The organism is Paenibacillus cineris (assembly GCF_018333335.1).
In the GTDB taxonomy this organism is placed as follows: domain Bacteria; phylum Bacillota; class Bacilli; order Paenibacillales; family Paenibacillaceae; genus Paenibacillus_AQ; species Paenibacillus_AQ favisporus.
On sequence record NZ_BORU01000001.1, the window covers coordinates 312,361 to 337,590 of the forward strand.

Genomic DNA, 25,230 nt, shown 5'->3' on the forward strand with positions numbered 1-25,230 from the left:
GGGAATACATATGAAGCTGTTTCATTTTAGCGAAGAACCCGGCATCCAAGTCTTTGAACCTCGGACCATATACGATCAAACCGATGCGAAAGTCTGGACGATCGATGAGTACCATGCGCCGCATTATTATTTTCCAAGAGCATGCCCCAGAGTCTGCATTTGGCCAAAGGATGATACAAGTTAATATGGATAATGAACGTTTTTTTGGGATGTCGAGAACTAGCCGGATGATAGCCATTGAGACCGGGTGGTATGAACGGGTAAAAAAGGGTTCTATCTATCGTTACATCTTTGATGCGGCTGATTTCGAGTTGGAAGAAGAGAATGCGGGATACCATGTATCAAGACGTCCGGTTATACCGATGGAAGTACAGAGAATCGACGATTTGATAACTGCGATTCTGAATGAGGGTATAGAGCTAAGGATCACTCCATCGTTACAGCCCCTGCGAGAACAAGTATTGAAGTCCACCGTCAACTTTTCCATGATCCGTATGAGAAATGCAAGACAAGAATAATAGGTTGAAGAGATTTCAGCCCCCAGGAGGCTTTCTCCTATTGGTCATCTACATGTATAATCATGGAAAAAGATCCAGACAACAAACGACCCAGCCTAGAATAAAAGTGTTCTATGGCTGGGTTATTTCATAAAGAAGAGCGGAAGAGGAAGGATTTCGAATATCGTCAAGGAGGAGCCAGGATGCTCTACGACTTAAAAGGTGGGGCCAACATGGCTCCAATGGTGGGGATCTTATATTCTGCGGTAAAAGAGAACATCCAACGACTACAATCTATCACGAACGGTATGCTGCAAGAAGAGATGGATTATAAGGGGCCCGATAACAAGTTCAACAGCACAGCTCAGTTAATCAGGCATCTCATGTACGTGGATCTGAACTGGGTTTACAGAATAAAGGGGCTCCCACTTCCGCAGTCACTTCAAAAGCAGTATGGCCCCATGATTGATGAGCATGGCAGGTTACCGATGGTCCAAGGCGTATCTTTGAATACACTTATGACTCAATATAACGGTGTAATAGGCATGCTGAAAGAGGCATGTACGCAGCTAACCGATGCAGATCTTGAGAAAACCGTCTCTTTTGGACATGAAAATGAGAAGCAGGCAACGATACGCTGGGGGATATGGCATATGGCCGACCATAACCGCTATCATCAGGCGCATATCAATCTGCTTCGAAAGTGGTATAAAGAAAAGTGAATTCAAGGCAAAGCAGCTGGTGGAGAGAAATGTTTTAAGAGTCTAAGGAGGTATGATGAATAATGTTATGAAGTGGGCCCTTGGCCTGGTTGGAGCTGTATTGATAGTTTTAGTGATGACCTGTCCAAATGAGGAAGATTACACGAAATGGCTTTCCTCGGAACATGGCATCGTATGTGTGAATACCGGACCGGACATGGGGTGCAAGAGACAAGAAGCCGAGGTTAAGTGGAATTCGAGATATATTATGCACGCGGGGATTTTTATACAGGTGAGGGATAAGTATTCTGAAGGAAATATGGATTATGAAATAAAGGCCTTCGGGCTTTTTAATCACTTTTTTGATTATTCTTCAAACCCAAAATAAGACTAAAAACCCATCCAAACGAAGGAGTGTATCCCATGAGTCCAACGTTTGCTTTCTCCCGTATTGGCTACGTATATGTTCCAACAACCCGTATTGATGAATCTATTGCGTGGTACACGGAAAACTTGGATTTTAAGTTAATGAATAAGTTTCAGGACCGAGGGTCTTATATCGCCGTGCTGCATCATCCTCATCAACATTCGATCGCTTTGCTGCTCATTGAAACAGAAGACAAGCAGTCACTTGAAATTATGAGGAACGGCAAGCCTTTTCCGGTCATGGCGATAAACTGTCCGGACATTGAATACACCCATCAATTCATGAAGGATAAGGGGCTGATGGTCGAAGATTTGCAGACTCTCGGAGCTGGAGAAGCTAAATATTTTTACTTTAGAGATCATGAGGGGAATCTGCTGGAGGCCGCTTGGTCCAAATGGGATCCACAGGACGAATTGAAAGAGGATTTTGTAAGGAGGTAACCCATATCAAGAGAGGAGGGCTTTTTTAATGGAATTGTTGAGTGGATACATTTATATCCCTGTAACGAATTTGGAACGCTCCGTAGAATGGTATGCCAAAAATCTTCATTTTGAAATTGCGTTTGAAGATCCTTTGTACGTGGAAATGAGGTCAACAACGGGAATTCGGATCATGCTGATCGTAAGTGAAGAAGCGGTAAACTCACAGATGACGTATTCAAGTGGTCCGCAGGCTGCGTATGGTTTTGTCGTTCCTGATATTGATCAAGCCAGGCAGTGGCTGATGGATCATGGGATTGAAGTCAGACGGATATCGAATTACCAGGGGAAGTCTTTTGGATTTTATGATCCGGATGGGAACATCATCGAATTATGGAGTGACTATCCGAAGGAATAACCCATGCCTGAAAGGATTGCAAAAGGGTGATTGCAAAAATGATAAAAAGGTTAGCGCTAGTTCCATATAATATGCTGATGCTGCTCGTGTGGATGTACTGGTACAGCCTTTTTTATTGGTGTATGGAGGGATATGTGCCTGCCTATCTCATCATTGGAAGCTGCTTGTTCCTCGCTCTGGTGTGGATTTCCGGTAATGTTTTTTGGATACGAAGGGCTCAGCTTGCTTGGGGAAGTTCCGTCTTGATCATTGGATTAACCCTGGTTTTGATGTACTTCGACCCTGTATTAAAGCCCATTTATTTTGAAAAGATCAATTCGAAAGCGATGCATCAATCTTTTCAAATCCTAGCGTATTTTAGAGATTGGAAATGATGATTTAGCAACAGGAGTGACGATGTTGAACTATCAGAATAAAAAGAAGTATTTTTTGTCAGCGGATCAGATCGTACAGTTCATCGACTCGAATGAAGGGTGTATTGCCAGCGACCGAATCACGGTGGATGGCTGCAAGGTCGGATTTATGTATCGGGAAGAAGTTTCGGGTAGCCCATATCCGGACAGCGGATGGCGGTTCATGGCCGGTGACGAAGACGAAGAATATATGGACAATGCCGATAACCATGCCATCTATCTGGTGAACACCATATGTAATTACGATCCAGACATCATCCCTTTTCTTCACTCGCCGCCAGGGACGGCATTCATACGGAATGAACGTGGCGCTTTGGTGCTGGATAAGGAGTGGGAGGAGCCGAATGAGTAAGGGGCGCAGCGAAACTTTTCAAGTTCTGATCGAGATTTTATGTTGAAATCATCATGGGTCACAAATCTAAATAAATTGAACTAAAGAATAGGATGCAGGCAAGGGAGTAAAAGGATTCCGAAGAAGCGAAGCGGTCGTAAAAGCTTTCCAAAGGAAAGCTAACATCGGAAGCATATGATTTGGCTTTCGGATTTCTACCTTAAGTGGGCCCTATACCATCAAGAAATCCGAAAACAAGAGCGATCGTAGGAACATTTTACGTACTTGCCCCATCATCCATTACTTTTAAGGGGTTTTTAAATGTCAACCCAGGATCCTATCTATACGAATCACTCCAACATGTATGACGCCATGGTCAGCCGTCAACCTGATTTATATGACATCATCAATACAATCAGAGTTTTCAAAAATTTGGACGTGCTAGATTTAGGCGCAGGGGCGGGGCGATTATCGACGGTGATTGCGTCTGAGGCGAAATCTCTAATCTGCACGGATATCTCTCGTCCGATGTTGGACATCTTGGAGAGCAAGCTGCAGGGGATGAACGGTCCGCTGAATTGGAAAACCGTGGTGTCGGACCATAGGCAGCTGCCCCTACCCGATCAGAGCATTGACCTGGTTGTCTCGGGATGGTGTATTTGTTACCTGGCCGATGCATCAGATCATCGCTGGGAACAGAATCTGGAACAAATCATGGCCGAGCTGCAGCGGGTGTTAAGGCCGAATGGAACGATCATCATTTTTGAAACGATGGGAACGGGATATGAGACGCCGCATCCCCCTGGATTTTTACAGCCGTATTATGCATTACTTCAAGACAAATACGGATTTGACCATCAATGGATCAGAACCGATTATGACTTTGGGAGTATCGAAGAAGCCATTCATCATACGGAGTTTTTCTTCGGACCAGAACTCGTTGATCGGATCCTTCAGAATCAGTGGGCATCGGTTCCGGAATGTGCGGGAATCTGGTGGAAGCATTTTTGAAGATGAGCTATTAAATAGCCAAAAGGAGTGTTGATATGAACTTCCATTTGAATGAAGCCCTCGAAATATTGGAGCGCACGCCGCAAACCTTGGAACGCTTCTTATCCGGTCTATCCGAGGGATGGCTGCATAGCAATGAAGGGGAAGGAACCTGGAACCCGCTTGAAGTCGTTGAGCACCTCGTAGAAGCGGAGAAGCATAACTGGATCCCGCGGATGGAATCCATTCTTGCGGAAGGGGAAAACAATCCGTTTCCCGTATTCGACCGCTATGCCCATTTGAAAGGCACGTCTGAGAGAACCATTGAAGAGGCATTATCAGAGTTCCATACCCTCAGAATGGCGAACATATCCAAACTGAGGGCGGTCGTCAATCCTCATGATCTGGAAAAGACCGGTCTGCATCCGGAATTCGGCGTTGTGAAGTTAAGGGAGCTGCTCTCTGCATGGGTTGTTCATGATTTTACGCATATGGCGCAAATGGTCCGGGTGATGGCGGAGAGATACCGGGCTGATGTTGGGCCGTGGAGTGCATATTTAGGCATTTTAAAAAGGAGCTGATCTCTTCTGCTTTCGAAGAGCTGCCTAGCTCGCCTTAGCGTTAACCCTAATTTGAAGGTAGGATGGTGTCGGCCATGAAGAACGAGATCGAGACGAAAGAGCATCAAGCAAGTTTAGGAACAGGTACGATGAGGGCGCTTGTCTATGAAACTTACGGACAGCCGGATGTTCTTCGGATCGAAGAGGTGGAAATCCCTAAGCCCAAGGAACATGAAGTGTTGATCGCGGTCCACGCCGCATCTGTAAACTCCTGGGACTGGGATCTCCTGCGCGGAAAACCGTTTGTGAACCGTATTGGAGGATTGCGGAAGCCCCGTTACCGCATTTTAGGTGCAGACATTGCAGGAAGGGTTATCGCTGTGGGGGCGGCCGCCAAGCGGTTTCGTCCCGGCGACGAAGTGTTCGGGGATATTTCCGGCTGCGGCTGGGGAGGGTTTGCAGAGTACGTCTGCGCTGACGAAAAAGCACTGACGCTGAAGCCGGAAGGAGCGAGCTTTGAGCAGGCAGCAGCCATTCCTCAAGCAGCGGTTCTGGCCTTGCAAGGGCTACGCGATAAAGGAAAGCTATCGAAAGGCTGTCACGTTCTCATCAATGGAGCCGGCGGTGGTGTAGGCACGTTCGGGATTCAATACGCCAAGCTGCATGGGGCAGTGGTAACCGGCGTAGATCGGGCCGAGAAGCTGGAAACGCTGCTTTCCGTGGGGGCGGATCATGTTGTGGATTATATGAATGAAGATTTTACTGCAGGTGATAAGCGGTATGATCTGATTCTCGATGTGGTCGGAAACCGATCCGTATTTTCGATCCAGCGCGCACTCCAACAGGGCGGCACCTATGTCATGGTGGGTGGTCCCTTTCCGCGTATTTTTCAGACATTATTGACTGCACCATGGACAGCCAAGCTTCAAAAAAAGAACCTGGGATTGCTGATCCATAAGCCGAACCATGAGGACCAGTTGATCTGGAGGTCTTTGGTGGAAACGGGTCAAGTCAAGCCTGTCATTGATCGGGTTTATTCGTTGGGGGACGCGGCCAAGGCTTTTGAGTATTTCGGCCAAGGTCGAGCGATAGGCAAGGTGGTCGTTCGAATAGACAGAGGCGTTCCTGAGAAATAAGGATGCTGTAAGGAAAAACCTTGTAAATTTTAGGAATCCATATAAAATGAATTCAATGTTTCATGGGACGTTACAAGATATCGGAGGAGAAGAGGATATGATTCAATCCATCGTGCACATCGCGCTAGTCGTTAAGGATTACGATGAGGCTATCGATTTTTATACGAAGAAGCTTCATTTTACATTAGTTGAGGATACGTATCAGCCGGAACAGGATAAGCGCTGGGTCGTCGTTGCTCCTCCAGGCTCGGCAGGTACGACCATTTTGCTCGCAAGGGCATCGAAACCCGAACAGGAACCATTCATTGGCAATCAGTCCGGCGGAAGGGTGTTTTTATTTCTGAATACGGATGATTTCTGGAGAGATTACAACGATATGACCGCCAAAGGGATCGAATTTGTGAGGGAGCCGAAAGAGCAGTCCTACGGAATGGTCGCCGTCTTTAAGGACCTGTATGGGAACCTGTGGGACTTGCTTCAATTGAAAGAAGGCCATCCGATCATGGAGCGAATGAAAGCGGGTCATTCCTAAGATAAGGAGTAAGACGATATTGAACCCAACAGGAGGATACGATGCCCGAAATCCCCAGCATACAAAGAGGAACAGCCGATGAAGCGAATTACGTAAGAAATAAATTGATTGAATTTAACTCCAGGCAAGTTCCCAATGGCATTTATGAAGAAGTGAACCTTTGCGTAAAGGATGAAGAGGACAGCATCATAGCCGGCCTAAACAGTGTGATATGCTGGAACTGGATGGAAATTGATATTCTGTGGGTAGATGATGAGCATCGTGGAAGCGGGCATGGGAAAAGGTTACTGGAGAAAGCGGAAGAAATTGCACGCTCAAAACAGTGTACTTTCATTAAATTAAATACCTTCAGCTTTCAGGCTCCAGAGTTTTATAAGAAATATGGATATAAAGAAATGGCCGTGATCGAGAACGCACCTCTAGGAAGTAAGCATTACTACTTCATAAAAGAGTTAATCGATTATCAAGTTTAGGAGCATGATTGAAATGACAACAAGCTCAGGCAACGTAAGGGCTTATTTTTTATACAAGTATTTATTGGTGAGCGGGTGATGTCATTGAAGATTGAACTGAAAGCTTTATCAGAAACCGACGACAGAGACATTTTTGAGATGATCCATGAAATTGGACTAGGCGAGAACGGGTTTACCACTAATTTTCCGGAACATGATTTCGATCAGTTTAAAGCCAGTTTACCTAGATTGGTTGAAATTTCAGCGGGGATTAACTTGCCTGAGGGCTATGTTCCACAGACGATTTATTGGATGTATATTGATGATTATCCCGTTGCCTATGGAAAATTGAGACATCGATTGAATGAACGTTTAGCGGAATATGGCGGACATATCGGTTATATCGTACGGCCTAGTGAACGTGGCAAGGGCTACGGAAAGCTTTTCTTGTCGGAGCTATTAAAGAAAGCAAAGGATCTTGGAATTGAAAAATTGCTACTCACCTGTGATGAAGAAAATATAAAGTCCAGGAAGGTCATTTGGAATTAATAAAGGGATTTGCAAGTACTGGATACAGCTTTAACGGAAGTTCGAAATAATGGGATCGGCATGAGGTAACCCATGTGTTCATTTGTATTTCATTGAAGGGAGAATTTCAATGAATTTTGCAGCAGTTGTTTTGGATTTAGACGGAACTCTCCTCAACTCCGATAAACAAATTACTGACCGGAACTATAAGGCTATTCAGGATTGTTACGAGAAAGGAATGAAAATCATCTTTGCGACCGCACGGCCACCAAGAGCTGTGAGATGGTTATTACCGGAAGAACTACTGAGGATGGGTTCAACTATTTTTTACAACGGAGCCTATATTAAATGCGAACAAACAGGAATTCATCATCATGAACCTATTGAAGCTCGAATGACCGCTGAGGTTTTGGAATATGGGTTAAGCTGCGACATGGATTTGAAAATAAGTCTGGAAGTCATGGATGAATGGCTGAGCCTTGAGGAGTATGATTATACAGCATATATGAAGGTTCAGGAAAATCCCACCGCGAAAACGTTGGAAGAACTAAAAAAACTGGATGCAACAAAAATTCTTTTTTACGGCAATATAGATACCAGCTCATTTAATGAGAAGCTTGCAGACCAGCTTGCAGACCGATTGAATGTGATCGTTACAGATCATGGAGAACTTGTTCAGATTACTTCTAAAATAGCCTCAAAGGAGAAGGCTGTAGATCTACTATGCAAAAGCTTGAAAGTTCCTCTGGAAAATGTGATCGCCTTTGGTGACGATCGAAATGATCTTGGATTATTTAGAGTTTGTGGTTGGCCCGTGGCAATGGGAAATGCAGTGGAAGAACTAAAGGCGTTGGCAAAAGAGGTCACGGATACGAATGATAACGATGGAGTTGCGAAGATACTGGAAAATATTCTGTAAGCATTACTTCATTGGAAACCAAATAAGGGTGGTCTGAATGAAAATCATTCATAGCTCAGATGAAGAATACACTATTGCAAAAACAGCAATTAGAAAGCAGGTAGAAACTAGCTCATGAGATACAACCATCTTTTATTTGATCTGGACGGCACGATTACGGACCCTAAGATAGGGATTACCAAGTCGGTACAGTATGCACTGAACAAATTCGGGATCCAAGAGGATGACTTGGATAAGCTGGAGCCGTTTATCGGTCCCCCGTTGAAAAACTCGTTTATGGAAATCTATTCTTTTTCCGAGGACCAGGCGCTGCAAGGCGTTGAATATTATAGGGAGTATTTTAGGGAGCGCGGAATGTTTGAAAATGAGCTGTATCCCGGGATGCAGAGCGTGCTGAAGCAGCTGCAGGACGACGGATTTACGCTGTATGTCGCCACCTCTAAACCGAAAGTGTTTGCGGATGAGATCCTCAAGTATTTTGAAGTAGACCATTACTTTGAAGGAGTCGTTGGCAGTCATCTGGATGGGACGCTGTCCGACAAAACCGAAATCATTACATACATCCTCCAGAACAGAAACCTTGTGAAAAGCGAAGTGGTTATGATCGGCGACCGAAAGCACGATATGATCGGGGCCAATAACAACGGGATTGACTCTATTGGAGCCGAGTATGGATATGGAAGCGACGGAGAGCTGCTCCGTGAAAATTGCACTTATTACATCAAGAAGATCGAGGACATTCTGGGTATAGTCTATTAAGAATGGAGTGTCATGGACGGTCAGACGATAAAACAAATGTGAATGAGGAGAGCAACTGAGATGAATGCACGATTAATCAAACCTACGGCAGACCTGCAAGAGGAGTACCTCTCTTTTTATCTGGACTGGAAGGAAAGCAACGAACCGATTGTGCCTTGGGTCGTTTCGAAGGATCCTGCGGATTTTGCGGGGATGATCCGGTTTTTAGAGGACAATGAACAAGGCAAGGACCTGCCAGATGGATATTTAAAGAATTCCACGTTGTGGCTGGTGACGGAGACGAATCGGATCGTTGGAGCCGTAAATATACGACATGAGCTTAATGAAAAATTATTGGAAAGCAGCGGACATATCGGATATGGGATCCGTCCTTCGGAAAGGCAAAAAGGCTACGCCACCCAATTGCTCTCCTTATCCCTTCAAGAAGCCAAGAAGCTTGGAATACATAAAGTGTTGGTGGTCTGCGATGCCTATAATATAGGCTCCAAGAAGACGATCCTCAACAATGGCGGGATTCCAGACCAGGACTTTATTGAGGAAGACGGAAATGTCTTGAACCGTTTTTGGTTCGAGGTCTAAGGGCAGCACAGACCGGAAAAGAATACTTTCGATGACATGGCTCACGCACCGCCAGAGGAAGAAGCGGATTTTCACCCAGTAGACTAGACTTCAGTGAGAGGGAGTGGGATGACAGTGCTGGTATCTATATCGGCGATGGTATTCACTATTTTGATTTTTATTGTGGTGCTTTTTCAACTTGCTTTGGCACTAGGAATGCCATGGGGAAGTTATGCGATGGGTGGAAAGTTTCCGGGGAAATACCCGCCGGGTATGCGTGTGGGGGCGATTGTTCAGGCTATCGTTCTTCTCGGCATCGCGTCGATCGTGCTGAGCAGGTCGGGCTTATTCGTTCCGTCGTGGGATTGTTTTGCCAACAAAGCGATCTGGTTTGTGGTTGCTTTTTCAACGATTTCAACCGTGCTGAACCTGATTACTCGAAGTAAATGGGAAAGAAGGATCTGGGCGCCCGTCTCTGTGTTATTGCTCGTGACGAGTGTGATTGTTGCGGTAGGGTAGTGAGAGACAATCGAGTCATAGGAATTGGAGGAGGGCAGGATGATTGTGAAGAAAAGACATATCCGGATTGACGCAGAGAACTGGATTCACGATCCGGAACAGGCTCATGTGGATGTAGTGGTTACTTTTCCCGATGCAACACGCTGGATATCGAATTTCTATACGATCCCATGCATCGAATCCATAAGAAAAGATTATTTAACGAGCGGAGCATGCCTCGATGGAGCCTATTGGTGTGCATCCACACCAGTTATTATCGTTGACATTATTAACCGGGAGCGAATTGAACAAGTCGTTGACGATTTAATAGAAAAAGAGGGCTTTCCGTATGTATTTGAGTATTTTGGGCCGGTAGAGGTGAGAGATCTAGAGTCATCTGATTATCCTCCAGGTTTTTTTGACAATGGCGCCAGAATGGATCCTTGGTATATTTCTTGGCATGCTGTGCGGCTGAAGCAGATGTTAGATCAGGCGGATGTGGATGTAAGAGAGAGGCTCAAGGAGCAGCTGTTTGGGGAATCTTCATAAGATTTTTAAGGATTCACAATCCTGGAGAAAGTGACAGGAACGCTTGTTCTTATATGTAATAAAAGGTAAATATAACTACAATTGAATCTTGGGTGGGCATGGTTTCCCTTCGAAAGGAGGTGAAGCCATGGAAGTAAAAGACGCATTAACGATCATGTTCCTATTTGGGACGTTCATTCTTGCTCTTTTAACATACATCAATAATAACAACAAGAAAAAGTAAAAACCCACCCAAAGGTTGGAAGCAAAAGGTGGGTTTTTTCCTTTATACTGACTAAGAAGGGGGATCCCATCCAAGCCAATTGTATGGACCAAGTGTTACCAGCACTTGGTCTTTATTACATATATAATAACACAAAAAAAATATGTATCAAAGATGATGCAATTTAGGATTTGATCTTTTTGTAGGTGCGCATTTGAAGGATTGTAAGGAACGCGAACAATTATAAAGATCCGTAAAGACATTAAAGGAAATGGTCCGAATCATTTTGAAGTAGCGAGACGGATCAACGAGGAGGAGAGCGTTATGTTTTTCGTCAATGCGAGGGCCATCATTGAACGCGTTCATCGCAACCAAACGGAAATCCTTCTTCAGACCCGTAACAAGCCGGGCGAAGAATCGTTGGAATTGCCAGGAGGCAGATTGGAGCTCTATGAACCGATTCTGGATGGATTAAGGCGCGAAGTGCGAGAAGAGACAGGACTAACCATCGTCGAAGTAGAGGGCAGCGAGAAAAGGATCGATACGCGCGGGATCAACCCAGGGTTTGAGGTAGAGTGTGTCGAACCCTTTTGTGTATACCAGACTATCAAAGGTCCGGTTGATTCCATTGGCATGTACTTTTTATGCAGAGCGGAAGGGACCTTGCTTCGAAATGGCGATGAAACGGCGGATGCCGGTTGGAGACCGGTCGATGAAGTCCAGAGGATGATGAAAGAGGAACCAAGACAGTTTTCCGATGTGGACCGGGCTGGAATCATGTATTATTTGAAGCATAAGTTTGGGTTGTTACAGTAAAGTAAAGCCATATAACTGCAGGTTAGGCGAAAGGGAGGAACTTCATGAACAGCGCATTTATTTTCGATATGGATGGCGTCATTATTGACAGCGAACCGATTCATTTTGACGTGGATATTAAGACATTGGATTACTTTGGTGTGAAAACGACAGAACAGGAGCTGGAGCGGTTTGTCGGGATGACGAATCCCGAGATGCTGGGCATTTTCAGGCAGGAGCACAACTTAGTGCATACGATTCAGGAAATGATTGAGTATCAACTGAATCTGAAAATGAATATTCTCAATAATCTCGAAATAGAGCCTATAGAAGGCATTCGGGAGCTGATTGCTCAACTTAAGCAGTGGAATATTCCGATGGCGGTCGCTTCGTCTTCTCCGAGGATTTTTATTGAAGGTGTTCTTGGAAAATTCGGGCTGAGCCATTTTTTCAAGATCGTGGTCAGCGGTGAAGAGGTTCCAAAAGGAAAACCCGCACCTGACATTTACCTCGAGACAGCAAAGCAGCTTGGAGTCGATCCGCAGAATTGCGTCGTTCTTGAAGATTCAAGAAACGGGGTGATCGCCGCCAAGAAGGCTGGTATGAGGTGTATTGGATATCTGAATCCGAACTCGGGGAACCAGAACCTGGACCAAGCGGATATCACGGTACATTCCTATGATGAGATCAAGCTTGGGGAGATTTTTTAAGCGGATGGAGACTATAGTAGCTAATGAGTATGGCTTCCAGTGAATATTTCGTTATATCACATGAGGGAGGATTAGGATGCCAATTTGTATCAATCAAAATGGGGATGTGTTTGACGAATTTCTGCCCGTGTCCGAAGAGGAAGCTGCCCAAATGAGCTTGGATTTTCCGGTCACTCACGCCTTGGTCGTTGCCAGGAATAAAGATGGATTTTTGTTGCTCCATAATACATGGAAAAATCACTGGGAATTACCCGGCGGAATATTGGAGCCTGGCGAATCCCTTCGGGAATGCGCTATACGCGAGATGGCTGAGGAGACCAATCAAACCTCGAGTCGTGTTGCATTTAGAGGAATGATGAAGTTCCGGTTAAAGGATGGCAGGATCGAATACGGTGGATTATTTTGCGCCGATATTGACCAGGAGAGGCCTTTTGTCATCAATAATGAAGCGAGCAGAATTGTATTCTGGGATGGTCAACAAGACATCGGTTATATTGATGAGATCGACAAGGAATTATTGAAATATTATTAAGCCAACATGGTTGATCCGTGAAAAATGAAGGGAGGAAGTATTGTGAATCATCTCGTAGAGAACGTCGATCACGTGCAATTACCGGTGCAGGATATTCCGCAAGCGGTTGAATGGTATAACAAGGTGCTGGGTCTTGAAGTAACGACGGTGTACGATCATGCGGCTTGGTTAAAATTTAACTCCGGTCCGGTTCTCATGCTGCACCGAAGCACAAAAAATGAGCGGACATTTTGGCTGGCGGAAGATGAATTTCCGATGCCGTCATTCATGTTTATCACCCGGCAGATCGAACGCCTGCGCGATACGCTGCAGGACAACGAAGTACATATCAGGCAGTATGAAGATCACGGATTCGGCTGGGTCATCAAATTCGTCGATCCGTTCGGAAATGAGCTGGGTGCCTACCAGCCGAAGGATCAACCGTCATGAGCAGGCTCGTCGTTCTGACCGTTGGGGTAACCCATAGCGGTAAATCGACGTTTGCCCAAGCCTTGGAAGGACAAATGCCGAACTCCCTGGTCATTGATCAGGACAACCATGCGGACTTTATCAATACCCACTACCGGGCTTTGCTGCCCAAACAAGGACCTAATCGGATCAAATATGCCGTGACTCAGACCATTGTGGATTATGCGGTAAATCAGACTTCCTATCATCTCATCCTGTGCAATTCCAACCGCCATCGCCATGCCCGCCTCAAATTGATCGATTATTACCGAAATCACGGGTTTACGACGGTTGTCGTTTATTTTGACCTTCCGGATGCGGTCCTTCAAGAACGGGTAGCTCACAGCCAGCGCAGCACTTCCATCTTCAGCAAAGCTTCTTCCTTTAAAGCCGTTTTGGATCGGCAGCAGGCGGAATCTCCGGACAGCGGCGTCATAGAGCCTACGATGGAAGAAGCGGACCATTTCTTTGTCATCCGGAACGGTGATGATGCCGGTGACGTGATTCGTCAGGTTGCTGAACTGGCAGCACCCACCTTCGACTGAAAAGGGGCAGCGTTTCGATGAGAAGGACCCTACTGCAATCTATCGTCTTCTCGGCGGCCTCACTGCTGTTCTACTTTGGAGCTCAGGCGGGCTGGGGTTACTACAGGGCACAGCACTATGTTCCTAGTCTCTTAAAATCGGATAAATCCGCCGAGTTGTTGGAGAAGCAAGTTGTTTTCGGTGTAACCTTCAGCACGCAAGGGATTTTAGAGGTCATCGGATTTTTTGGAGCCGGCGTGATGTTGTTTATCATAGGAAAGTTGGCTTTTCGAGCATTTACGGACAAATAGGAACAAGTCTACGATCATCATTTCCACTTTAGTTATCCTCACAAGGAGGCCCAGAATTTGAATACAGACACGCTATTCGGCACCTTTCCTACCTTACACAACGACAGCATTGAGCTGGGTAAAATCGAACCGGCCCATTTAGATGACCTGTACGAAATTTATTCCAACGACCGCGTGTTTGACTACTGCGGGATCATCCCCAAGCACAATAAAGATACGGTGAAAAAGATGATCGGGCATTTTGAACGCGACTATAACAAAAAATCGAGAGTGAAGTGGGGCATCTTTATCCCGGATTCCTCCCGAAAGCTGGTCGGTATTGCCGAAGTGTATGATATCAACTCCAAAGTGAATATGATGTCCATCGGCTACTTTTTAAATGAAGATTATTGGGGGCAGGGCATCGCCACGAAAGCGGTGCAGCTGCTGACCGGCTATTTATTCGAACAGGTGGGGGTTAATCGGCTGCAGGCCGAAGTGATGCCGGCAAACGATGCTTCCAAGCGCGTGCTGCAGAAGAACGGTTTTATGCTGGAAGGCACGTTAAGGCAGGCAACCGTCTGGTCGGGTAAAGGCGTTGTCGATTTGGAGATCTACGGCTTGCTGAAAGAAGAATATGCTGCCTCCCATACGGCGTTGAGCAGTTCAATAATTTAGAAGAGCCCGGGGTTCAATTTCAGATAGCTGTAACCTAGGCTGCCCTTTCTGAGAGGATGATTCGGTTTGAAAATTGCGCTCGTATTGTTCGATGGTGTTACGTTTCTGGATTTTGTCGGCTTTTATGATGTCATCTACCGCCTGCGGCAGTTTGAGCCAACGAAAGATACGACATGGGACATTTGCGGCTTAACGGAAGAAGTGACGGATGAGCTGGGAATGCGGGTCAGCGTAAATGTAATCCGGCCGGATTTATCGGCGTATGACCTGGTGTTCATCCCTGGGGGAATGGGAACGCGAAAGCTGCGGGAGGATGCGGATTTTATTAACTGGATTCGAACAGCTGAATCGGCGGAATTCAAAGTGTCCGTATGCACGGGTTCCCTGCTGTGGGGAGCTGCGGGATTTTTAAAAGGACGGAAAGCGACGACCCATCCCAACGTCTACGATTTGCTTCAGCCTTACTGCGAAGAGGTGGTTCAAGCCCGGATTGTAAAAGATGGCCATTTCATCACGGCTGGCGGGGTGGCCACCTCCATTGACCTGGGCGTATACGTCATTGAACGATTCGCAGGAGCAGAAGCGGCGCAGCTCGTGAAAAAGCAGATCGACTACCCTTACCAAGCCGCCGGTATTGTAGAGGTATGACCAGGGCAGCGCGGGTAAGCAGCCTGTCTTAGGTGCTTCACGGGTCGCATGGATTGTTTTTATTTTCCGGAAATGATAACTTGAAGTAATGACCAACGGAGGAAGTTGGATTTTATACTCAGGAGTGTTAACGGAAATGACAATCGCCAAGAACTTGACTGATCTTATAGGAAATACGCCGCTGCTGGAGCTGGGCCATGTGATGGAGAAGCACGAGCTTCAGGCGACCCTCATTGCGAAATTGGAGTACTTTAACCCGGCAGGCAGCGTAAAGGACCGCATCGGTTATGCCATGATCAAGGATGCCGAGGAACGCGGACTGCTGAACAAGGACTCGGTGATCATCGAGCCGACGAGCGGAAATACCGGGGTAGGCTTGGCTTTTGCGGCAGCGGCTCTCGGTTACAAGCTGATTATTACCCTGCCGGAGAGCTTTAGCCTGGAGCGCCGCAAGCTGCTGCTTGCGCTTGGAGCCGAACTGGTGCTGACACCGGCGAATGAAGGGATGGGCGGTGCCATCCGCAAAGCCGAAGAAATCGCGGCATCCACCCCGAACTCTTTTATTCCGCAGCAATTTAACAACCCGGCCAATCCGGCGATTCACCGGATGACGACAGCAGAAGAGATTTGGAGAGATACCGGCGGAGATGTGGACATTTTCGTCAGCGGCGTCGGGACAGGCGGCACGATCACTGGCGTTGGCGAAGTGCTGAAGGAAAGAAATCCGTCCGTGCGGATCGTGGCGGTGGAGCCTTTTACCTCGGCGGTTCTGTCCGGAGGAAAGAAGGGTGCACACCAGATTCAAGGCATCGGAGCGGGCTTCATACCGGATAACTTCAACCCGTCCATCGTCGATGAGATCATCCAGGTCAAGGACGAAGACGCGCTGGAAACGGCCCGTTCGCTGTCCAGATGGGAAGGACTGCTGGTGGGCATTTCGTCCGGGGCTGCCGTGTACGCGGCCATTCAATTGGCCAAAAGACCGGAGTATTACAATAAACGGATCGTCGTCCTGCTGCCCGATACAGGGGAAAGATATCTCTCGACGCCTCTTTTTCCTAACGTGTAGCCCAATCAGCATCCCGGGATGATTCTATTTCATGGAAGGGGAGAGACGGATGGCTCAAATTAAAATTTTCGGTCTGCGTTCCACGCTGAAGCCGATCCAGGGCGCTTTTTCGGATGTACTTCATGCCTGCGCCGTGGAGGCGCTGCAGCTGCCTCAGGATAAAAGGTTTCACCGGTTCTTTTTCATGGATCAAGAAGACTTCATCTACCCCGGTGACCGCACCGACCAATATACGATTATTGAAATCAGCATGTTCGAAGGACGATCGGCTGCCGCGAAAAAGCAGCTGATCCAGCTTCTTTTCGAAAAAATTCCCGCCTTGGGGATCGGCGTTTCCGATCTGGAAATCACGATTTTTGAAACACCGAAAGCAAATTGGGGAATCCGCGGCCTTCCGGGGGACGAGCTTCATCTCAATTATCGGGTGGACGTGTAGAGCAAGAGGAGCAGCAATGGACAGGGAAATGGAGTCGGACTTTCCGGAGGAGGCAAGCAGTGAAAGAAATTTTAAAGCAGAATTTAGCAGAAATTGAACAGAAGCATCAGGTGAAGATTCTTTTCGCTGTGGAATCAGGAAGCCGTGCATGGGGTTTTCCTTCCAAAGACAGCGACTACGATGTTCGTTTTGTCTATGTGAACAGACCCGAATGGTACCTGTCTATCGATGATAAACGGGACGTTATCGAACTGCCGATCAACGATATGCTGGATATTAACGGATGGGACATCCGAAAAGCGCTGAAGCTGTTTAGAAAGTCCAATCCTCCGCTGCTGGAATGGCTCGTTTCTGACATCGTTTATGATGAAAGCTATGGATTTAAAGACGAATTGTTAGAGATCAAAGAGAAGGTGTTCTCTCCCAAAGCGTCCATGCATCATTATTTAAGTATGGCGCAAGGGAATTTCCGTGAGTATTTGCACGGTGAGCATGTGAAGATTAAAAAATACTTCTATGTATTGCGGCCCATTCTGGCATGCAAATGGATCGAAAAGTATAACACGAGTCCTCCGATTCTCTTTCAGGATCTCGTTGCGGATTTAATTTCAGATGAGTCCCTTTTAGAAGAAGTTCATTCGCTCTTAAGCCGCAAGATGGCTGGGGAGGAACTGGATTATGAAAAGCGGATCGATCGCATTAATGACTTTATCGAAGCCGAAATTGAGCACGTTATCGATTTTTTGAAGGACTTTAAGTCAGAACTTCAAGATCCGACGCCGCTGCTGGATGAATTATTCCGGAAGTACTTGAAGGTCGTTTGGAGTTAATGTAAGCAGTTATAACGATTGGAGGACGATCACATGCTATTTCTGTTTGTCATCCTGCTGATCGCTCTGGTTGCCATCATCAACAACCAATATGCAAGCCTGAAAAGGATGGATGCGCTGCAGCAAACTCTACGGGAGATCAGCGAAAAATTAAGCGACCGCAGCAGGGAGTAACGCCGGAGCATCCGATCCCAATGAAGACAGAGAGGCGTCCTGTGTGGATTCCTCTCTTTTGTGTCGCCAGGAAAGGAGCCAGATATGGAAAACCAGTGGAGAATTGCGCCGTATGATCCGGCGTGGAGACATCTCTTTTCTGAATTGGGGATGAAACTAAGAGGAGCCTTGGGGGAGGCGGCCGTTCGAATCGACCATGTGGGATCGACCTCTATTCCCGGGATGGATGCGAAGCCGATCATCGATGTTCAGGTGTCGGTAGCGGCATTGCAGGATGTTGCGCGTTACCGGGACAAGATGGAGTCTGTCGGTTTTGTGCACAGGGAGGATAATCCCGACCTGACGAAAAAATACTTTCGTGAAGTTCCCGGCACTCGCAGAACGCATATCCATGTACGGCAGGCAGGGAGCTGGTCCGAGCAGCTGACCCTATTGTTCCGGGACTATCTGCGCGAGCATCCCCAAGACTGCCAGCGTTATGCGGCCGAGAAGCATCGCCTGATGCAGCGGTTTCAGCACGAACGTGAGAAATATGTGGAGGGAAAGGGTCCTGTCGTATGGGAGATTCTGCAGAGAGCGCATAATTGGTCGCAAGCGGCCGGCTGGACGCCGCCGAAATCGGATGCATAGCGAAGCGGAAGATCAGCATGCCGCAGCATCGTAAGGTGGGATCACGGTCCGACTCAATCTGTAGAGCCTGCTTTCTTGACGGAGTTTCTGTAAATGATTTTGCCTTGAACAAGAACGCGGCCGAAGCGCATTTCCGGCGAGCTGATCTTCTTCAGCAGGGAATGGACGGCGGTCTGGGCCATTTGCGGCGTATCGACCTCTACTGTCGTCAGGTGCGGTTCAGTCAGGGTAGCGAACACATCATTATCAAACCCGACGACCGAGCAGTCCTCGGGTACACGGTAACCCTGCGATTTGAGCTTGAGGACGAGCAAATGGGCAACCCGGTCGCAGTTGCAGACGAAGGCGGTAGGCATATCCTCCGGCAGTTCCATATCGATCAGCGTTCCTTCCTCATCACGGTCATTGACAATCCAGCGGTCGTTCAACGGGATTCGGTGCTCGAGCAAAGATTTATAGTAACCCAGGTATCGGTCCTGGATGCTGCTGGTCGAATACAGATTGCCGACGTAGCCGATCTTCCGGTGTCCCTGCTGGACCAGATAGTTCGTGATTTCATAGGCACAGTAGAAATTGTCGGTCGTCACCGAGTCGATGTCGGAATGCTCGTCATAAAAGTCGAGAAACAGCTTCGGCTGTTCCATATGCTCCAGCGCTTCGATATAAGGCTTGCTGATCTGGCCAAGGAGGATGAATCCGTCCACTTTGCGGTCATAGTAGATGCGCGGCAGGTGGAGCAGCTTCTCGTCTTCGGCGGACAAAATATGCAGAATGCCGTCGTAGCCGTATGGCTCAAGGGCCATCGAAATCTGCTGGTATACTTTCAGGTAAAAAGACTGTGTCTGTCCGGTAAAACGCTCGGGAATGACGACACCGATGTTATAGGTTAGGCCTTCTTTCATCGATTTGGCGACTTTGTTGATGCGGTACCCCATTTCGTCCGCGAGCTGTTTGATCCGCTCCTTTAATTCGTCGCTGACGCCTTCCTTGTCATTCAAAGCCTTTGAGACGGTGACGCTGCTGACGCCCATTCGCTCGGCGATGTCCCGCAAGGTGATATGCTTGTTCATTCCACCATCTCCTTACAACAATTGGTTATTCGAAAAAGGTCCGTTACATTGAACGCCGGCTGCCTTGCGGCAGCCGGACGCTCCATACATCATATAGTACAAGTATAGCCTGCTTTGGCAAACGAATAAAGAAAGATGTATCTAAATAAGGCCGGGTTGTACAGTGTTGGTTATAACTTAAGCGCGCTCGCCCAGCAGCTGTTCGTTCTGTGCGATCAGCTTGGCGCGCTGGGCCGCATTATCCAGCGAACGGAACTCATCCGCCGGCGTGTTGAACGTGTAGTCGACCAGCCGGTCTACCGTCGTTGTGGCCACATGGATGCGGGTATCGCTTGAAGCATAATAAATAAAGACCTCATTCTTCTCGTTGACGACGGCTCCGTTGCAGAAAATCACGTTCGAGACGTCTCCGACGCGTTCGTCATCGTACGGTGCGATGAAGTGGCCGCCTGGCTTAGCAATAACTTTGGCAGGATCGTCTAAGCTGGTTGCAAAGGTATACAGGACATAGCGGAGACCCGCCGCCGTGTTGCGGACGCCGTGGGCGATGTGGATCCAGCCGCGGTCGGTTTTGATGGGAGCCGGCCCTTGGCCGTTCTTCACCTCGTACACCGTATGATACCGGCGCTCGTCGATCACCGTCTCCTGGTCAATGACCGGATTCAGGATGTTATCGCACAACCCGAAAGCAATGCCGCCGCCCGAACCGGTGGATATGAAGCCGTCCTGTGGACGCGTGTAGAATGCATACTTGCCGTCCACGAATTCCGGATGAAGCACCACGTTCCGCTGCTGCGGTGAACCGGTCTGAATGTTCGGCAGACGCTCCCAGGTTTTGAGGTCCCGGGTGCGGACAAGTCCGGCCTGCGCTACAGCGCTCGACGTATCATAAGCCGGTGCGTCCGGGTCCTTTTGCTCGGAGCAGTAGATCCCGTAAATCCAGCCGTCCTCATGCTTGACGAGGCGCATGTCGTACATATTTGTTTCGTTCGGGTCGATATCGTCCCAGACCAGCGGCTGATCCACGAAGCGGAAGTTATCGATTCCGGTTTCGCTCTCGGCCAAGGTGAATATCGACTTGCGGTCCAGGCCCTCGGTCCGTACGACCAAAATATATTTACCATCGTGATAAATAGCTCCCGGGTTCAGCGTGGCGTTAATGCCCAGACGTTCCATAAAGAACGGATTGCGCTCGGCATCCAGGTCAAATCTCCAATGGATCGGCACGTGGTGGCGGGTGATCACAGGGTACTTGTATCGGTCATAGACTCCGTTGTAAAACTCCGTATTCCGCTCATTGGGCCGGGACAACAGTTCCTCCTGGCGGGAAGCCAGCTCGGCATATTTTTCATGGATCATGCTTCATTCATCCTTTCAATCATTTCGATACAAAATCGGCTGTTATGATAAGGGCACTTCCAAGGCCCGGCTATTTCGCGGCGGTCCGGCTGCCCGTCCGCCTGAACCGACCAATACCATTCGCCGCCGCCTCTAGAGTCAATGATATGGGTCTTCGTATACGTCCACATCCGGTCGATCAGGTCCAGAAAACGGGTATCGCCCGTCCGCTGATAGGCATTATAGAAACCGACCATAGACTCGGCCTGAACCCACCAAATGCGGGTATCGTCGATACGGTCCCCGTGCTGCTCGTTCATCAGGGAGCCGTCTTCCGAAACTGCGGTATCGGCGATCTGATAAGCGATGTCTACCACCATCTTCGCGTAATCGGCATGGTCGGAACCGATGGCTTTCATCGCATCGTCAATGAGCCAGCTGGCTTCAATGTCATGACCGAACGAGGTCAGGTCCAGCAGGGAGTTCCAGCTGCGGTCAAAAAATACGTTCAGACGCTTTTTCTCTGGATCATAAATCCGGTTGTAGAGCATGGACAGCAAATTCTCCAGTGCGGAGCGGACCCGGGGATCCGGCCATACGCGATACAGCGTCGTATACGCCTCAAGCACATGGATGGTGGTGTTCATCGTGATGTCCGCGTTCAGCCCATTTTCGCTGAGCATTTCGTTTGGCTGCTCATTCCACTCGCGGTCAAACTCTTCTTTATAAGCCTGAATGCCGGTATTGTAGCCCTTCTCTTCAATCAGCCCGAAAAGCTCGCGTGCCAGCTCAAGCGCCTCCGCATCGCCGGTAGCCCGGCTGTATTCGCTGAGCGAGTAGACGGCGAAAGATTGGGCATACACATGCTTGCGCGTGTCCAGCGGCTGTCCCTCATGATCGACCATCCAGTACATGCCGCCGCGCTCCCGGTCAATGAGCCGGTCCTTCAAAAACGAATAGGCATGCTTTGCATGGGATGCCCACACTTTTTCGCCCGTTACCCGGTAGGCTGCGGAAAAAGACCATAGCTGGCGAGCGGTGGCGATCCCTCCCTTGGGAGCCAGAGTGTCCGTTTGCAGGTCTACGCTCACTTCGCCGTAATATCCCCCATGCCGGTCATCCCGCAATCCCGCCCAAAAGGGGAGGATATGATCGGTCCATTCCCTGCGGATTTCCTGTTCAATGGATTTCAACGCCCAACACACTTCCTTTTATTAAGTTATCGTTAACTTTACAAATTAATATTAATAATCCGATAACGATATTGTCAATGAGAAAAGAGGAAAAGCGAAACTATACACGAAGCCGCAGCAGATAGAGTGGGGATGCTTCCTTTTTTGAATATAAGGTGATACAGAAACAGGTGCCTAGTATTGCATTGAATAACTTAAACGTTTAGGTAATGGAGGACGGATTAAGCCGCATGGGCGTAAGGTTAAAATTTCATGCCGGCAAACGGGAAGAGAACCTGTTTAATATTTTTTCATGCGGTTAAATACATGTCGTGAAGGAAATTACCAAAAATTCAGAGGAGTGATTGATCATGGCAAATAACCAAAATGGCAAAATGAGTCCGGAAGAACGAGGCCGTATGGGTGGAGAAGCCACGGCGAAAAATCATGACAAAGAATTTTATCAGGAAATCGGCCGCAAAGGCGGAGAGGCTACAGCCGAGTCGCATGACAAGGACTTTTACCGTAAAATCGGTGAAAAAGGCGGCGAAGCCCGTGCGCGTCAGCGTGATAACGATTAATACGATGACCCCTAAATTGGAATATGACATTAGGATACGCGGCGCTTAAAGCCGGCTTTTCGAAAGGAAAACCGGACCCGGCGATCCGTAGAACCTAAACCTAAGAATAAAGCCCGAGAAAATCTCGGGCCTTATTCTTTTTGTTTTGCAAAAAAACGATTGAACTTTGGAATCAGACTTGATACTATTGCCCTTAAATACATAAAGGGTGGATATATATGGAAAATATTAACGGAGATTTGGTGATCAGCACCGACAAGTCGAAACTGGACGTGGATAAGGTTTGCGATTTTCTGTCGCGGAGCTATTGGGCGAATAAACGGCCAAGGGAAAGAATCCTGAAGTCGATCGAAAACTCGATTTGCTACGGGGCTTATATCGGAGACAGGCTGGTCGGTTTTGCGCGGGTCGTGACCGACGGGGCCACGATGTATTGGTTGTGCGACGTGTTTGTGGATGAGGAATATAGGGGGCACGGCATCGGGAAAAAGCTGGTTGGCACGATTGCCAATGCCGATGAGTTCAAAGATTTGAACGGGCTGCTTGGCACCAAAGATGCGCACGGTTTATACGAACAATACCATTTTACAAGAATGGAAATGATGCGGCGTATGGCGGATTACATCAGAAATATGGATAAGGGCGGCTCCGTATAAAACGATCTGTATCGATCAGAAAGGGTGAGGGGAATGGGGGAAAACGTCTATCATGACCTTCCCGTGCTGGAAGATTCAGGCGGAAGGGAGAACGATGCATGGAACGAAATTTTCAATCTACTGTGATTGAATTAATCCAAGGAGACATTACTCGCGCTGAAGTGGATGGCATCGTGAATGCTGCGAATTCGAGCCTGCTGGGCGGGGGCGGCGTCGACGGGGCCATTCATCGTGCCGGCGGGAGCGAAATTCTTGAGGAATGCAAGAAAATCCGGGCTAGACAGGGAGGCTGCCCCGTAGGTGAAGCCGTGATCACGACGGCTGGCCGGCTGCCGGCCAAATATGTTATTCATACTGTGGGGCCCGTGTGGAACGGCGGACAGCATGAGGAAGAGGGCAAGCTGCACAGCTGCTATATCCAATCGCTGGAACTGGCTGATCAGTACGAGCTGGAAAGCGTAGCTTTTCCCAACATTAGCACGGGAATCTATGGTTTTCCCAAGACGTTGGCAGCGCCGATCGCCATCCGTGCGGTAAAGGAGTTTCTATCGGCTCATCCGCAGACCTCCATCAAGAAGGTGCAGTTTGTTTGCTTTGACAAGGAAAATGAAGAGATTTACCGGAAACTGTTAGAACAGGATGCCGAGCTGCTCATTCACCATTATATCGAAGCTTATAACACATTTGACATCGAGGGGATGTTAAGTGTGCTTCATCCGGATGTCATTTTCAGAAATATCGTCGGTAACGAGGTTTCGGTGGAAACGAATGGAATGCAGCCATTTCGGGCTTTGGCGGAAAAGGCGGCAGCCCTGTTTTCGACCCGGCATCAAACGATCTTGGAGCTTCGGGAGATAAACGGCCGGATTGAGGCGGACATTGATTACACAGGTGTGCTGGCGTCGGATCTTCCTGACGGTGTAAAGGCTGGGGATACCATTCGATTACACGGAAGGTCGATCTTTATGATCAGGGATGGAAAGCTGGCTCTTATCGAGGACTACAGCTAATCACGAAAGCAGAGCTCTAACGATTTTCTATAGAAAGAGATGGCAAACATGAATTTTCAAACATACAGAAAGGCACTGGTCATCATACTCCATGAAATCTATGGGCTTAACGAGCATATTCTTGCTTTTGGCGATAAGGTCTCCCAGGCGGGTTACAAGGTGCTGACCCCGAACCTGCTGAAACGGGAGCCTTTTCCATATGAACAAGAAGAAGAGGCCTACTCCTATTTTGTGAGCCAGATCGGCTTTGACCGAGCCGCTGATGAAGTGAGGCAAATGGTACGAGATCACCGGGATCAATATGACTGCATCATGATCGTCGGCTTCAGCATTGGAGCAACCATTGCCTGGCTGTGCAGTGCATCCGAAATCGACGGGATCGTCGGATTTTACGGATCAAGAATTCGCAATTACGCCGAAACGGAGCCGAAGTGCCCGGCTTTATTGTTTTTTGCAAGGAACGAAAAATCCTTTAACGTATCAGAGCTCGTTGTAAAATTGGAGCATCGTCAGAACACGCACGTCCACGTCATCGAAGGGGAGCATGGTTTCATGAACCCTTACTCCAAAAGCTACCTTCCCCAAGCCTATCAGGCATGTCTGGAGAGAAGCTTTGACTTTTTGCAGTGGATAGCGAAGGGGAAAATGTAGTCGAGGCTTCGGCAGATGACAGCGAGCCGAGTATGATCGGGACCACAGATTGATATCTAATATTTTTGCTTTACATGCGAACATACATTCTTGTAAAATG

39 protein-coding genes and 1 pseudogene are annotated in these 25,230 nt (G+C 47.9%); 37 read left to right on the top strand and 3 right to left on the bottom strand.

Annotated features, from left to right (window positions below; all coding sequences use genetic code 11):
* Positions 1-10: 10 nt before the first annotated feature.
* The 32 genes from KI379_RS34330 to KI379_RS01870 all read left to right on the top strand — a co-directional run bounded on the left by KI379_RS34330 (position 11) and on the right by KI379_RS01870 (position 18,652).
* Entirely contained in the window at positions 11-184 is a 174-nt protein-coding gene (locus KI379_RS34330; RefSeq protein ID WP_373309523.1) for a DUF6886 family protein, read from the top strand.
* Entirely contained in the window at positions 105-518 is a 414-nt protein-coding gene (locus KI379_RS01725) for a DUF6886 family protein (RefSeq protein WP_212982594.1), read from the top strand. The genes KI379_RS34330 and KI379_RS01725 overlap by 80 nt, the downstream gene beginning before the upstream one ends.
* Before the next feature lie 182 nt (positions 519-700).
* Positions 701-1,219, top strand: coding sequence for a DinB family protein (locus KI379_RS01730; RefSeq protein WP_212982595.1), 519 nt, complete (start codon positions 701-703; stop codon positions 1,217-1,219).
* 52 nt (positions 1,220-1,271) lie between these two features.
* Entirely contained in the window at positions 1,272-1,586 is a 315-nt protein-coding gene (locus KI379_RS01735) for a hypothetical protein (protein WP_212982596.1), read from the top strand.
* A gap of 35 nt (positions 1,587-1,621) precedes the next feature.
* A complete protein-coding gene (locus KI379_RS01740; RefSeq protein ID WP_212982597.1) occupies positions 1,622-2,065 on the top strand; it encodes a VOC family protein in 444 nt (147 codons plus the stop codon).
* Positions 2,066-2,093: 28 nt separating this feature from the next.
* Positions 2,094-2,462, top strand: a complete 369-nt coding sequence (locus tag KI379_RS01745) for a VOC family protein (RefSeq protein WP_212982598.1) — start codon at positions 2,094-2,096, stop codon at positions 2,460-2,462.
* A gap of 396 nt (positions 2,463-2,858) precedes the next feature.
* Positions 2,859-3,227: a DUF2185 domain-containing protein gene (locus KI379_RS01750; protein ID WP_212982599.1), complete on the top strand. Its 369-nt coding sequence runs from the start codon at positions 2,859-2,861 to the stop codon at positions 3,225-3,227.
* A 300-nt stretch (positions 3,228-3,527) separates the two neighbouring features.
* On the top strand, positions 3,528-4,217 hold the full coding sequence (locus KI379_RS01755) for a class I SAM-dependent methyltransferase (RefSeq protein WP_212982600.1): 690 nt from the start codon (positions 3,528-3,530) through the stop codon (positions 4,215-4,217).
* Between the two features lie 35 nt (positions 4,218-4,252).
* A complete protein-coding gene (locus KI379_RS01760) occupies positions 4,253-4,777 on the top strand; it encodes a DinB family protein (protein ID WP_076173353.1) in 525 nt (174 codons plus the stop codon).
* Positions 4,778-4,851: 74 nt separating this feature from the next.
* Positions 4,852-5,892, top strand: a complete 1,041-nt coding sequence (locus tag KI379_RS01765; protein ID WP_244879170.1) for an NAD(P)-dependent alcohol dehydrogenase — start codon at positions 4,852-4,854, stop codon at positions 5,890-5,892.
* A 97-nt stretch (positions 5,893-5,989) separates the two neighbouring features.
* Entirely contained in the window at positions 5,990-6,424 is a 435-nt protein-coding gene (locus KI379_RS01770; RefSeq protein ID WP_212970738.1) for a VOC family protein, read from the top strand.
* A 41-nt stretch (positions 6,425-6,465) separates the two neighbouring features.
* Positions 6,466-6,897, top strand: coding sequence for a GNAT family N-acetyltransferase (locus KI379_RS01775; RefSeq protein ID WP_212982601.1), 432 nt, complete (start codon positions 6,466-6,468; stop codon positions 6,895-6,897).
* 78 nt (positions 6,898-6,975) lie between these two features.
* Positions 6,976-7,425, top strand: coding sequence for a GNAT family N-acetyltransferase (locus KI379_RS01780; protein ID WP_244879171.1), 450 nt, complete (start codon positions 6,976-6,978; stop codon positions 7,423-7,425).
* 109 nt (positions 7,426-7,534) lie between these two features.
* The gene (locus tag KI379_RS01785; protein WP_212982602.1) at positions 7,535-8,323 is read left to right on the top strand and encodes an HAD family hydrolase; all 789 of its coding nucleotides are present in this window, start codon (positions 7,535-7,537) and stop codon (positions 8,321-8,323) included.
* 114 nt (positions 8,324-8,437) lie between these two features.
* Positions 8,438-9,082, top strand: a complete 645-nt coding sequence (locus KI379_RS01790) for an HAD family hydrolase (protein WP_212982603.1) — start codon at positions 8,438-8,440, stop codon at positions 9,080-9,082.
* Positions 9,083-9,142: 60 nt separating this feature from the next.
* Positions 9,143-9,661 carry a GNAT family N-acetyltransferase gene (locus tag KI379_RS01795; RefSeq protein ID WP_212982604.1) on the top strand — a complete coding sequence of 173 codons (519 nt, stop codon included), beginning with the start codon at positions 9,143-9,145 and terminating at the stop codon, positions 9,659-9,661.
* A gap of 108 nt (positions 9,662-9,769) precedes the next feature.
* On the top strand, positions 9,770-10,159 hold the full coding sequence (locus tag KI379_RS01800) for a hypothetical protein (RefSeq protein WP_244879172.1): 390 nt from the start codon (positions 9,770-9,772) through the stop codon (positions 10,157-10,159).
* A 39-nt stretch (positions 10,160-10,198) separates the two neighbouring features.
* A complete protein-coding gene (locus KI379_RS01805; RefSeq protein WP_212982605.1) occupies positions 10,199-10,687 on the top strand; it encodes a hypothetical protein in 489 nt (162 codons plus the stop codon).
* Between the two features lie 127 nt (positions 10,688-10,814).
* Positions 10,815-10,910 carry a competence inhibitor ComI gene (gene comI, locus KI379_RS33985; RefSeq protein WP_019419116.1) on the top strand — a complete coding sequence of 32 codons (96 nt, stop codon included), beginning with the start codon at positions 10,815-10,817 and terminating at the stop codon, positions 10,908-10,910.
* A gap of 303 nt (positions 10,911-11,213) precedes the next feature.
* Positions 11,214-11,705, top strand: a complete 492-nt coding sequence (locus KI379_RS01810) for an NUDIX hydrolase (protein ID WP_212982606.1) — start codon at positions 11,214-11,216, stop codon at positions 11,703-11,705.
* 44 nt (positions 11,706-11,749) lie between these two features.
* Complete coding sequence (locus KI379_RS01815) at positions 11,750-12,394, top strand: HAD family hydrolase (protein ID WP_212982607.1); 645 nt, start codon at positions 11,750-11,752, stop codon at positions 12,392-12,394.
* Positions 12,395-12,470: 76 nt separating this feature from the next.
* Entirely contained in the window at positions 12,471-12,926 is a 456-nt protein-coding gene (locus KI379_RS01820) for an NUDIX domain-containing protein (protein WP_212982608.1), read from the top strand.
* A 42-nt stretch (positions 12,927-12,968) separates the two neighbouring features.
* A complete protein-coding gene (locus KI379_RS01825) occupies positions 12,969-13,355 on the top strand; it encodes a VOC family protein (RefSeq protein WP_212982609.1) in 387 nt (128 codons plus the stop codon).
* A complete protein-coding gene (locus tag KI379_RS01830; RefSeq protein ID WP_212982610.1) occupies positions 13,352-13,918 on the top strand; it encodes an ATP-binding protein in 567 nt (188 codons plus the stop codon). Before KI379_RS01825 ends, KI379_RS01830 begins: the two co-directional genes overlap by 4 nt.
* A 17-nt stretch (positions 13,919-13,935) precedes the next feature.
* Positions 13,936-14,208 (top strand): hypothetical protein, encoded by a 273-nt coding sequence (locus KI379_RS01835; protein ID WP_212982611.1) that lies wholly within the window; start codon positions 13,936-13,938, stop codon positions 14,206-14,208.
* A gap of 57 nt (positions 14,209-14,265) precedes the next feature.
* Positions 14,266-14,865, top strand: coding sequence for a GNAT family N-acetyltransferase (locus KI379_RS01840; RefSeq protein ID WP_212982612.1), 600 nt, complete (start codon positions 14,266-14,268; stop codon positions 14,863-14,865).
* 66 nt (positions 14,866-14,931) lie between these two features.
* On the top strand, positions 14,932-15,513 hold the full coding sequence (locus KI379_RS01845) for a DJ-1/PfpI family protein (RefSeq protein ID WP_076173339.1): 582 nt from the start codon (positions 14,932-14,934) through the stop codon (positions 15,511-15,513).
* 136 nt (positions 15,514-15,649) lie between these two features.
* Entirely contained in the window at positions 15,650-16,582 is a 933-nt protein-coding gene (gene cysK, locus KI379_RS01850; RefSeq protein WP_212982613.1) for a cysteine synthase A, read from the top strand.
* Positions 16,583-16,631: 49 nt separating this feature from the next.
* Positions 16,632-17,018, top strand: coding sequence for a tautomerase family protein (locus KI379_RS01855; protein WP_076173337.1), 387 nt, complete (start codon positions 16,632-16,634; stop codon positions 17,016-17,018).
* Positions 17,019-17,077: 59 nt separating this feature from the next.
* Positions 17,078-17,848, top strand: a complete 771-nt coding sequence (locus KI379_RS01860; protein WP_212982614.1) for a nucleotidyltransferase domain-containing protein — start codon at positions 17,078-17,080, stop codon at positions 17,846-17,848.
* Between the two features lie 33 nt (positions 17,849-17,881).
* Positions 17,882-18,022, top strand: coding sequence for a hypothetical protein (locus tag KI379_RS01865; protein ID WP_212982615.1), 141 nt, complete (start codon positions 17,882-17,884; stop codon positions 18,020-18,022).
* An 84-nt stretch (positions 18,023-18,106) separates the two neighbouring features.
* The gene (locus KI379_RS01870) at positions 18,107-18,652 is read left to right on the top strand and encodes a GrpB family protein (RefSeq protein WP_212982616.1); all 546 of its coding nucleotides are present in this window, start codon (positions 18,107-18,109) and stop codon (positions 18,650-18,652) included.
* A 53-nt stretch (positions 18,653-18,705) separates the two neighbouring features.
* Here KI379_RS01870 and KI379_RS01875 read toward each other — a convergent pair whose 3' ends face one another.
* From KI379_RS01875 to KI379_RS01885, 3 genes are all read right to left on the bottom strand, one after another.
* On the bottom strand, positions 18,706-19,722 hold the full coding sequence (locus KI379_RS01875; protein WP_116232055.1) for a substrate-binding domain-containing protein: 1,017 nt from the start codon (positions 19,720-19,722) through the stop codon (positions 18,706-18,708).
* Positions 19,723-19,899: 177 nt separating this feature from the next.
* Positions 19,900-21,081, bottom strand: a complete 1,182-nt coding sequence (locus KI379_RS01880; protein WP_105445933.1) for a glycoside hydrolase family 130 protein — start codon at positions 21,079-21,081, stop codon at positions 19,900-19,902.
* Positions 21,078-22,253, bottom strand: a complete 1,176-nt coding sequence (locus KI379_RS01885; RefSeq protein ID WP_212982617.1) for an AGE family epimerase/isomerase — start codon at positions 22,251-22,253, stop codon at positions 21,078-21,080. The genes KI379_RS01880 and KI379_RS01885 overlap by 4 nt, the downstream gene beginning before the upstream one ends.
* Before the next feature lie 350 nt (positions 22,254-22,603).
* On the opposite strand from KI379_RS01885, the gene KI379_RS01890 reads away from it, so the two are divergent.
* The 5 genes and pseudogenes from KI379_RS01890 to KI379_RS01905 all read left to right on the top strand — a co-directional run bounded on the left by KI379_RS01890 (position 22,604) and on the right by KI379_RS01905 (position 25,130).
* Complete coding sequence (locus tag KI379_RS01890; protein ID WP_076173330.1) at positions 22,604-22,813, top strand: KGG domain-containing protein; 210 nt, start codon at positions 22,604-22,606, stop codon at positions 22,811-22,813.
* 218 nt (positions 22,814-23,031) lie between these two features.
* Positions 23,032-23,469 (top strand): GNAT family N-acetyltransferase, encoded by a 438-nt coding sequence (locus KI379_RS01895; RefSeq protein WP_212982618.1) that lies wholly within the window; start codon positions 23,032-23,034, stop codon positions 23,467-23,469.
* Between the two features lie 98 nt (positions 23,470-23,567).
* Positions 23,568-24,110: pseudogene (locus KI379_RS33990) on the top strand (O-acetyl-ADP-ribose deacetylase); the annotation flags it as partial.
* Between the two features lie 24 nt (positions 24,111-24,134).
* Positions 24,135-24,479: a nuclear transport factor 2 family protein gene (locus KI379_RS33995; protein WP_280518771.1), complete on the top strand. Its 345-nt coding sequence runs from the start codon at positions 24,135-24,137 to the stop codon at positions 24,477-24,479.
* A 48-nt stretch (positions 24,480-24,527) separates the two neighbouring features.
* Positions 24,528-25,130, top strand: a complete 603-nt coding sequence (locus tag KI379_RS01905; protein ID WP_212982620.1) for a dienelactone hydrolase family protein — start codon at positions 24,528-24,530, stop codon at positions 25,128-25,130.
* Positions 25,131-25,230 lie beyond the last annotated feature (100 nt).

What these genes read in the sequence shown, in the direction of transcription:
- KI379_RS34330 (WP_373309523.1), top strand. Translation starts at nt 11, where the DNA reads ATGAAGCTGTTTCATTTTAGCGAAGAACCCGGCATCCAAGTCTTTGAA.
- KI379_RS01725 (WP_212982594.1), top strand. Translation starts at nt 105, where the DNA reads ATGAGTACCATGCGCCGCATTATTATTTTCCAAGAGCATGCCCCAGAG.
- KI379_RS01730 (WP_212982595.1), top strand. Translation starts at nt 701, where the DNA reads ATGCTCTACGACTTAAAAGGTGGGGCCAACATGGCTCCAATGGTGGGG.
- KI379_RS01735 (WP_212982596.1), top strand. Translation starts at nt 1,272, where the DNA reads ATGATGAATAATGTTATGAAGTGGGCCCTTGGCCTGGTTGGAGCTGTA.
- KI379_RS01740 (WP_212982597.1), top strand. Translation starts at nt 1,622, where the DNA reads ATGAGTCCAACGTTTGCTTTCTCCCGTATTGGCTACGTATATGTTCCA.
- KI379_RS01745 (WP_212982598.1), top strand. Translation starts at nt 2,094, where the DNA reads ATGGAATTGTTGAGTGGATACATTTATATCCCTGTAACGAATTTGGAA.
- KI379_RS01750 (WP_212982599.1), top strand. Translation starts at nt 2,859, where the DNA reads ATGTTGAACTATCAGAATAAAAAGAAGTATTTTTTGTCAGCGGATCAG.
- KI379_RS01755 (WP_212982600.1), top strand. Translation starts at nt 3,528, where the DNA reads ATGTCAACCCAGGATCCTATCTATACGAATCACTCCAACATGTATGAC.
- KI379_RS01760 (WP_076173353.1), top strand. Translation starts at nt 4,253, where the DNA reads ATGAACTTCCATTTGAATGAAGCCCTCGAAATATTGGAGCGCACGCCG.
- KI379_RS01765 (WP_244879170.1), top strand. Translation starts at nt 4,852, where the DNA reads ATGAAGAACGAGATCGAGACGAAAGAGCATCAAGCAAGTTTAGGAACA.
- KI379_RS01770 (WP_212970738.1), top strand. Translation starts at nt 5,990, where the DNA reads ATGATTCAATCCATCGTGCACATCGCGCTAGTCGTTAAGGATTACGAT.
- KI379_RS01775 (WP_212982601.1), top strand. Translation starts at nt 6,466, where the DNA reads ATGCCCGAAATCCCCAGCATACAAAGAGGAACAGCCGATGAAGCGAAT.
- KI379_RS01780 (WP_244879171.1), top strand. Translation starts at nt 6,976, where the DNA reads ATGTCATTGAAGATTGAACTGAAAGCTTTATCAGAAACCGACGACAGA.
- KI379_RS01785 (WP_212982602.1), top strand. Translation starts at nt 7,535, where the DNA reads ATGAATTTTGCAGCAGTTGTTTTGGATTTAGACGGAACTCTCCTCAAC.
- KI379_RS01790 (WP_212982603.1), top strand. Translation starts at nt 8,438, where the DNA reads ATGAGATACAACCATCTTTTATTTGATCTGGACGGCACGATTACGGAC.
- KI379_RS01795 (WP_212982604.1), top strand. Translation starts at nt 9,143, where the DNA reads ATGAATGCACGATTAATCAAACCTACGGCAGACCTGCAAGAGGAGTAC.
- KI379_RS01800 (WP_244879172.1), top strand. Translation starts at nt 9,770, where the DNA reads ATGACAGTGCTGGTATCTATATCGGCGATGGTATTCACTATTTTGATT.
- KI379_RS01805 (WP_212982605.1), top strand. Translation starts at nt 10,199, where the DNA reads ATGATTGTGAAGAAAAGACATATCCGGATTGACGCAGAGAACTGGATT.
- comI (WP_019419116.1), top strand. Translation starts at nt 10,815, where the DNA reads ATGGAAGTAAAAGACGCATTAACGATCATGTTCCTATTTGGGACGTTC.
- KI379_RS01810 (WP_212982606.1), top strand. Translation starts at nt 11,214, where the DNA reads ATGTTTTTCGTCAATGCGAGGGCCATCATTGAACGCGTTCATCGCAAC.
- KI379_RS01815 (WP_212982607.1), top strand. Translation starts at nt 11,750, where the DNA reads ATGAACAGCGCATTTATTTTCGATATGGATGGCGTCATTATTGACAGC.
- KI379_RS01820 (WP_212982608.1), top strand. Translation starts at nt 12,471, where the DNA reads ATGCCAATTTGTATCAATCAAAATGGGGATGTGTTTGACGAATTTCTG.
- KI379_RS01830 (WP_212982610.1), top strand. Translation starts at nt 13,352, where the DNA reads ATGAGCAGGCTCGTCGTTCTGACCGTTGGGGTAACCCATAGCGGTAAA.
- KI379_RS01835 (WP_212982611.1), top strand. Translation starts at nt 13,936, where the DNA reads ATGAGAAGGACCCTACTGCAATCTATCGTCTTCTCGGCGGCCTCACTG.
- cysK (WP_212982613.1), top strand. Translation starts at nt 15,650, where the DNA reads ATGACAATCGCCAAGAACTTGACTGATCTTATAGGAAATACGCCGCTG.
- KI379_RS01855 (WP_076173337.1), top strand. Translation starts at nt 16,632, where the DNA reads ATGGCTCAAATTAAAATTTTCGGTCTGCGTTCCACGCTGAAGCCGATC.
- KI379_RS01865 (WP_212982615.1), top strand. Translation starts at nt 17,882, where the DNA reads ATGCTATTTCTGTTTGTCATCCTGCTGATCGCTCTGGTTGCCATCATC.
- KI379_RS01870 (WP_212982616.1), top strand. Translation starts at nt 18,107, where the DNA reads ATGGAAAACCAGTGGAGAATTGCGCCGTATGATCCGGCGTGGAGACAT.
- KI379_RS01875 (WP_116232055.1), bottom strand. Translation starts at nt 19,722, where the DNA reads ATGAACAAGCATATCACCTTGCGGGACATCGCCGAGCGAATGGGCGTC.
- KI379_RS01880 (WP_105445933.1), bottom strand. Translation starts at nt 21,081, where the DNA reads ATGATCCATGAAAAATATGCCGAGCTGGCTTCCCGCCAGGAGGAACTG.
- KI379_RS01890 (WP_076173330.1), top strand. Translation starts at nt 22,604, where the DNA reads ATGGCAAATAACCAAAATGGCAAAATGAGTCCGGAAGAACGAGGCCGT.
- KI379_RS01895 (WP_212982618.1), top strand. Translation starts at nt 23,032, where the DNA reads ATGGAAAATATTAACGGAGATTTGGTGATCAGCACCGACAAGTCGAAA.
- KI379_RS01905 (WP_212982620.1), top strand. Translation starts at nt 24,528, where the DNA reads ATGAATTTTCAAACATACAGAAAGGCACTGGTCATCATACTCCATGAA.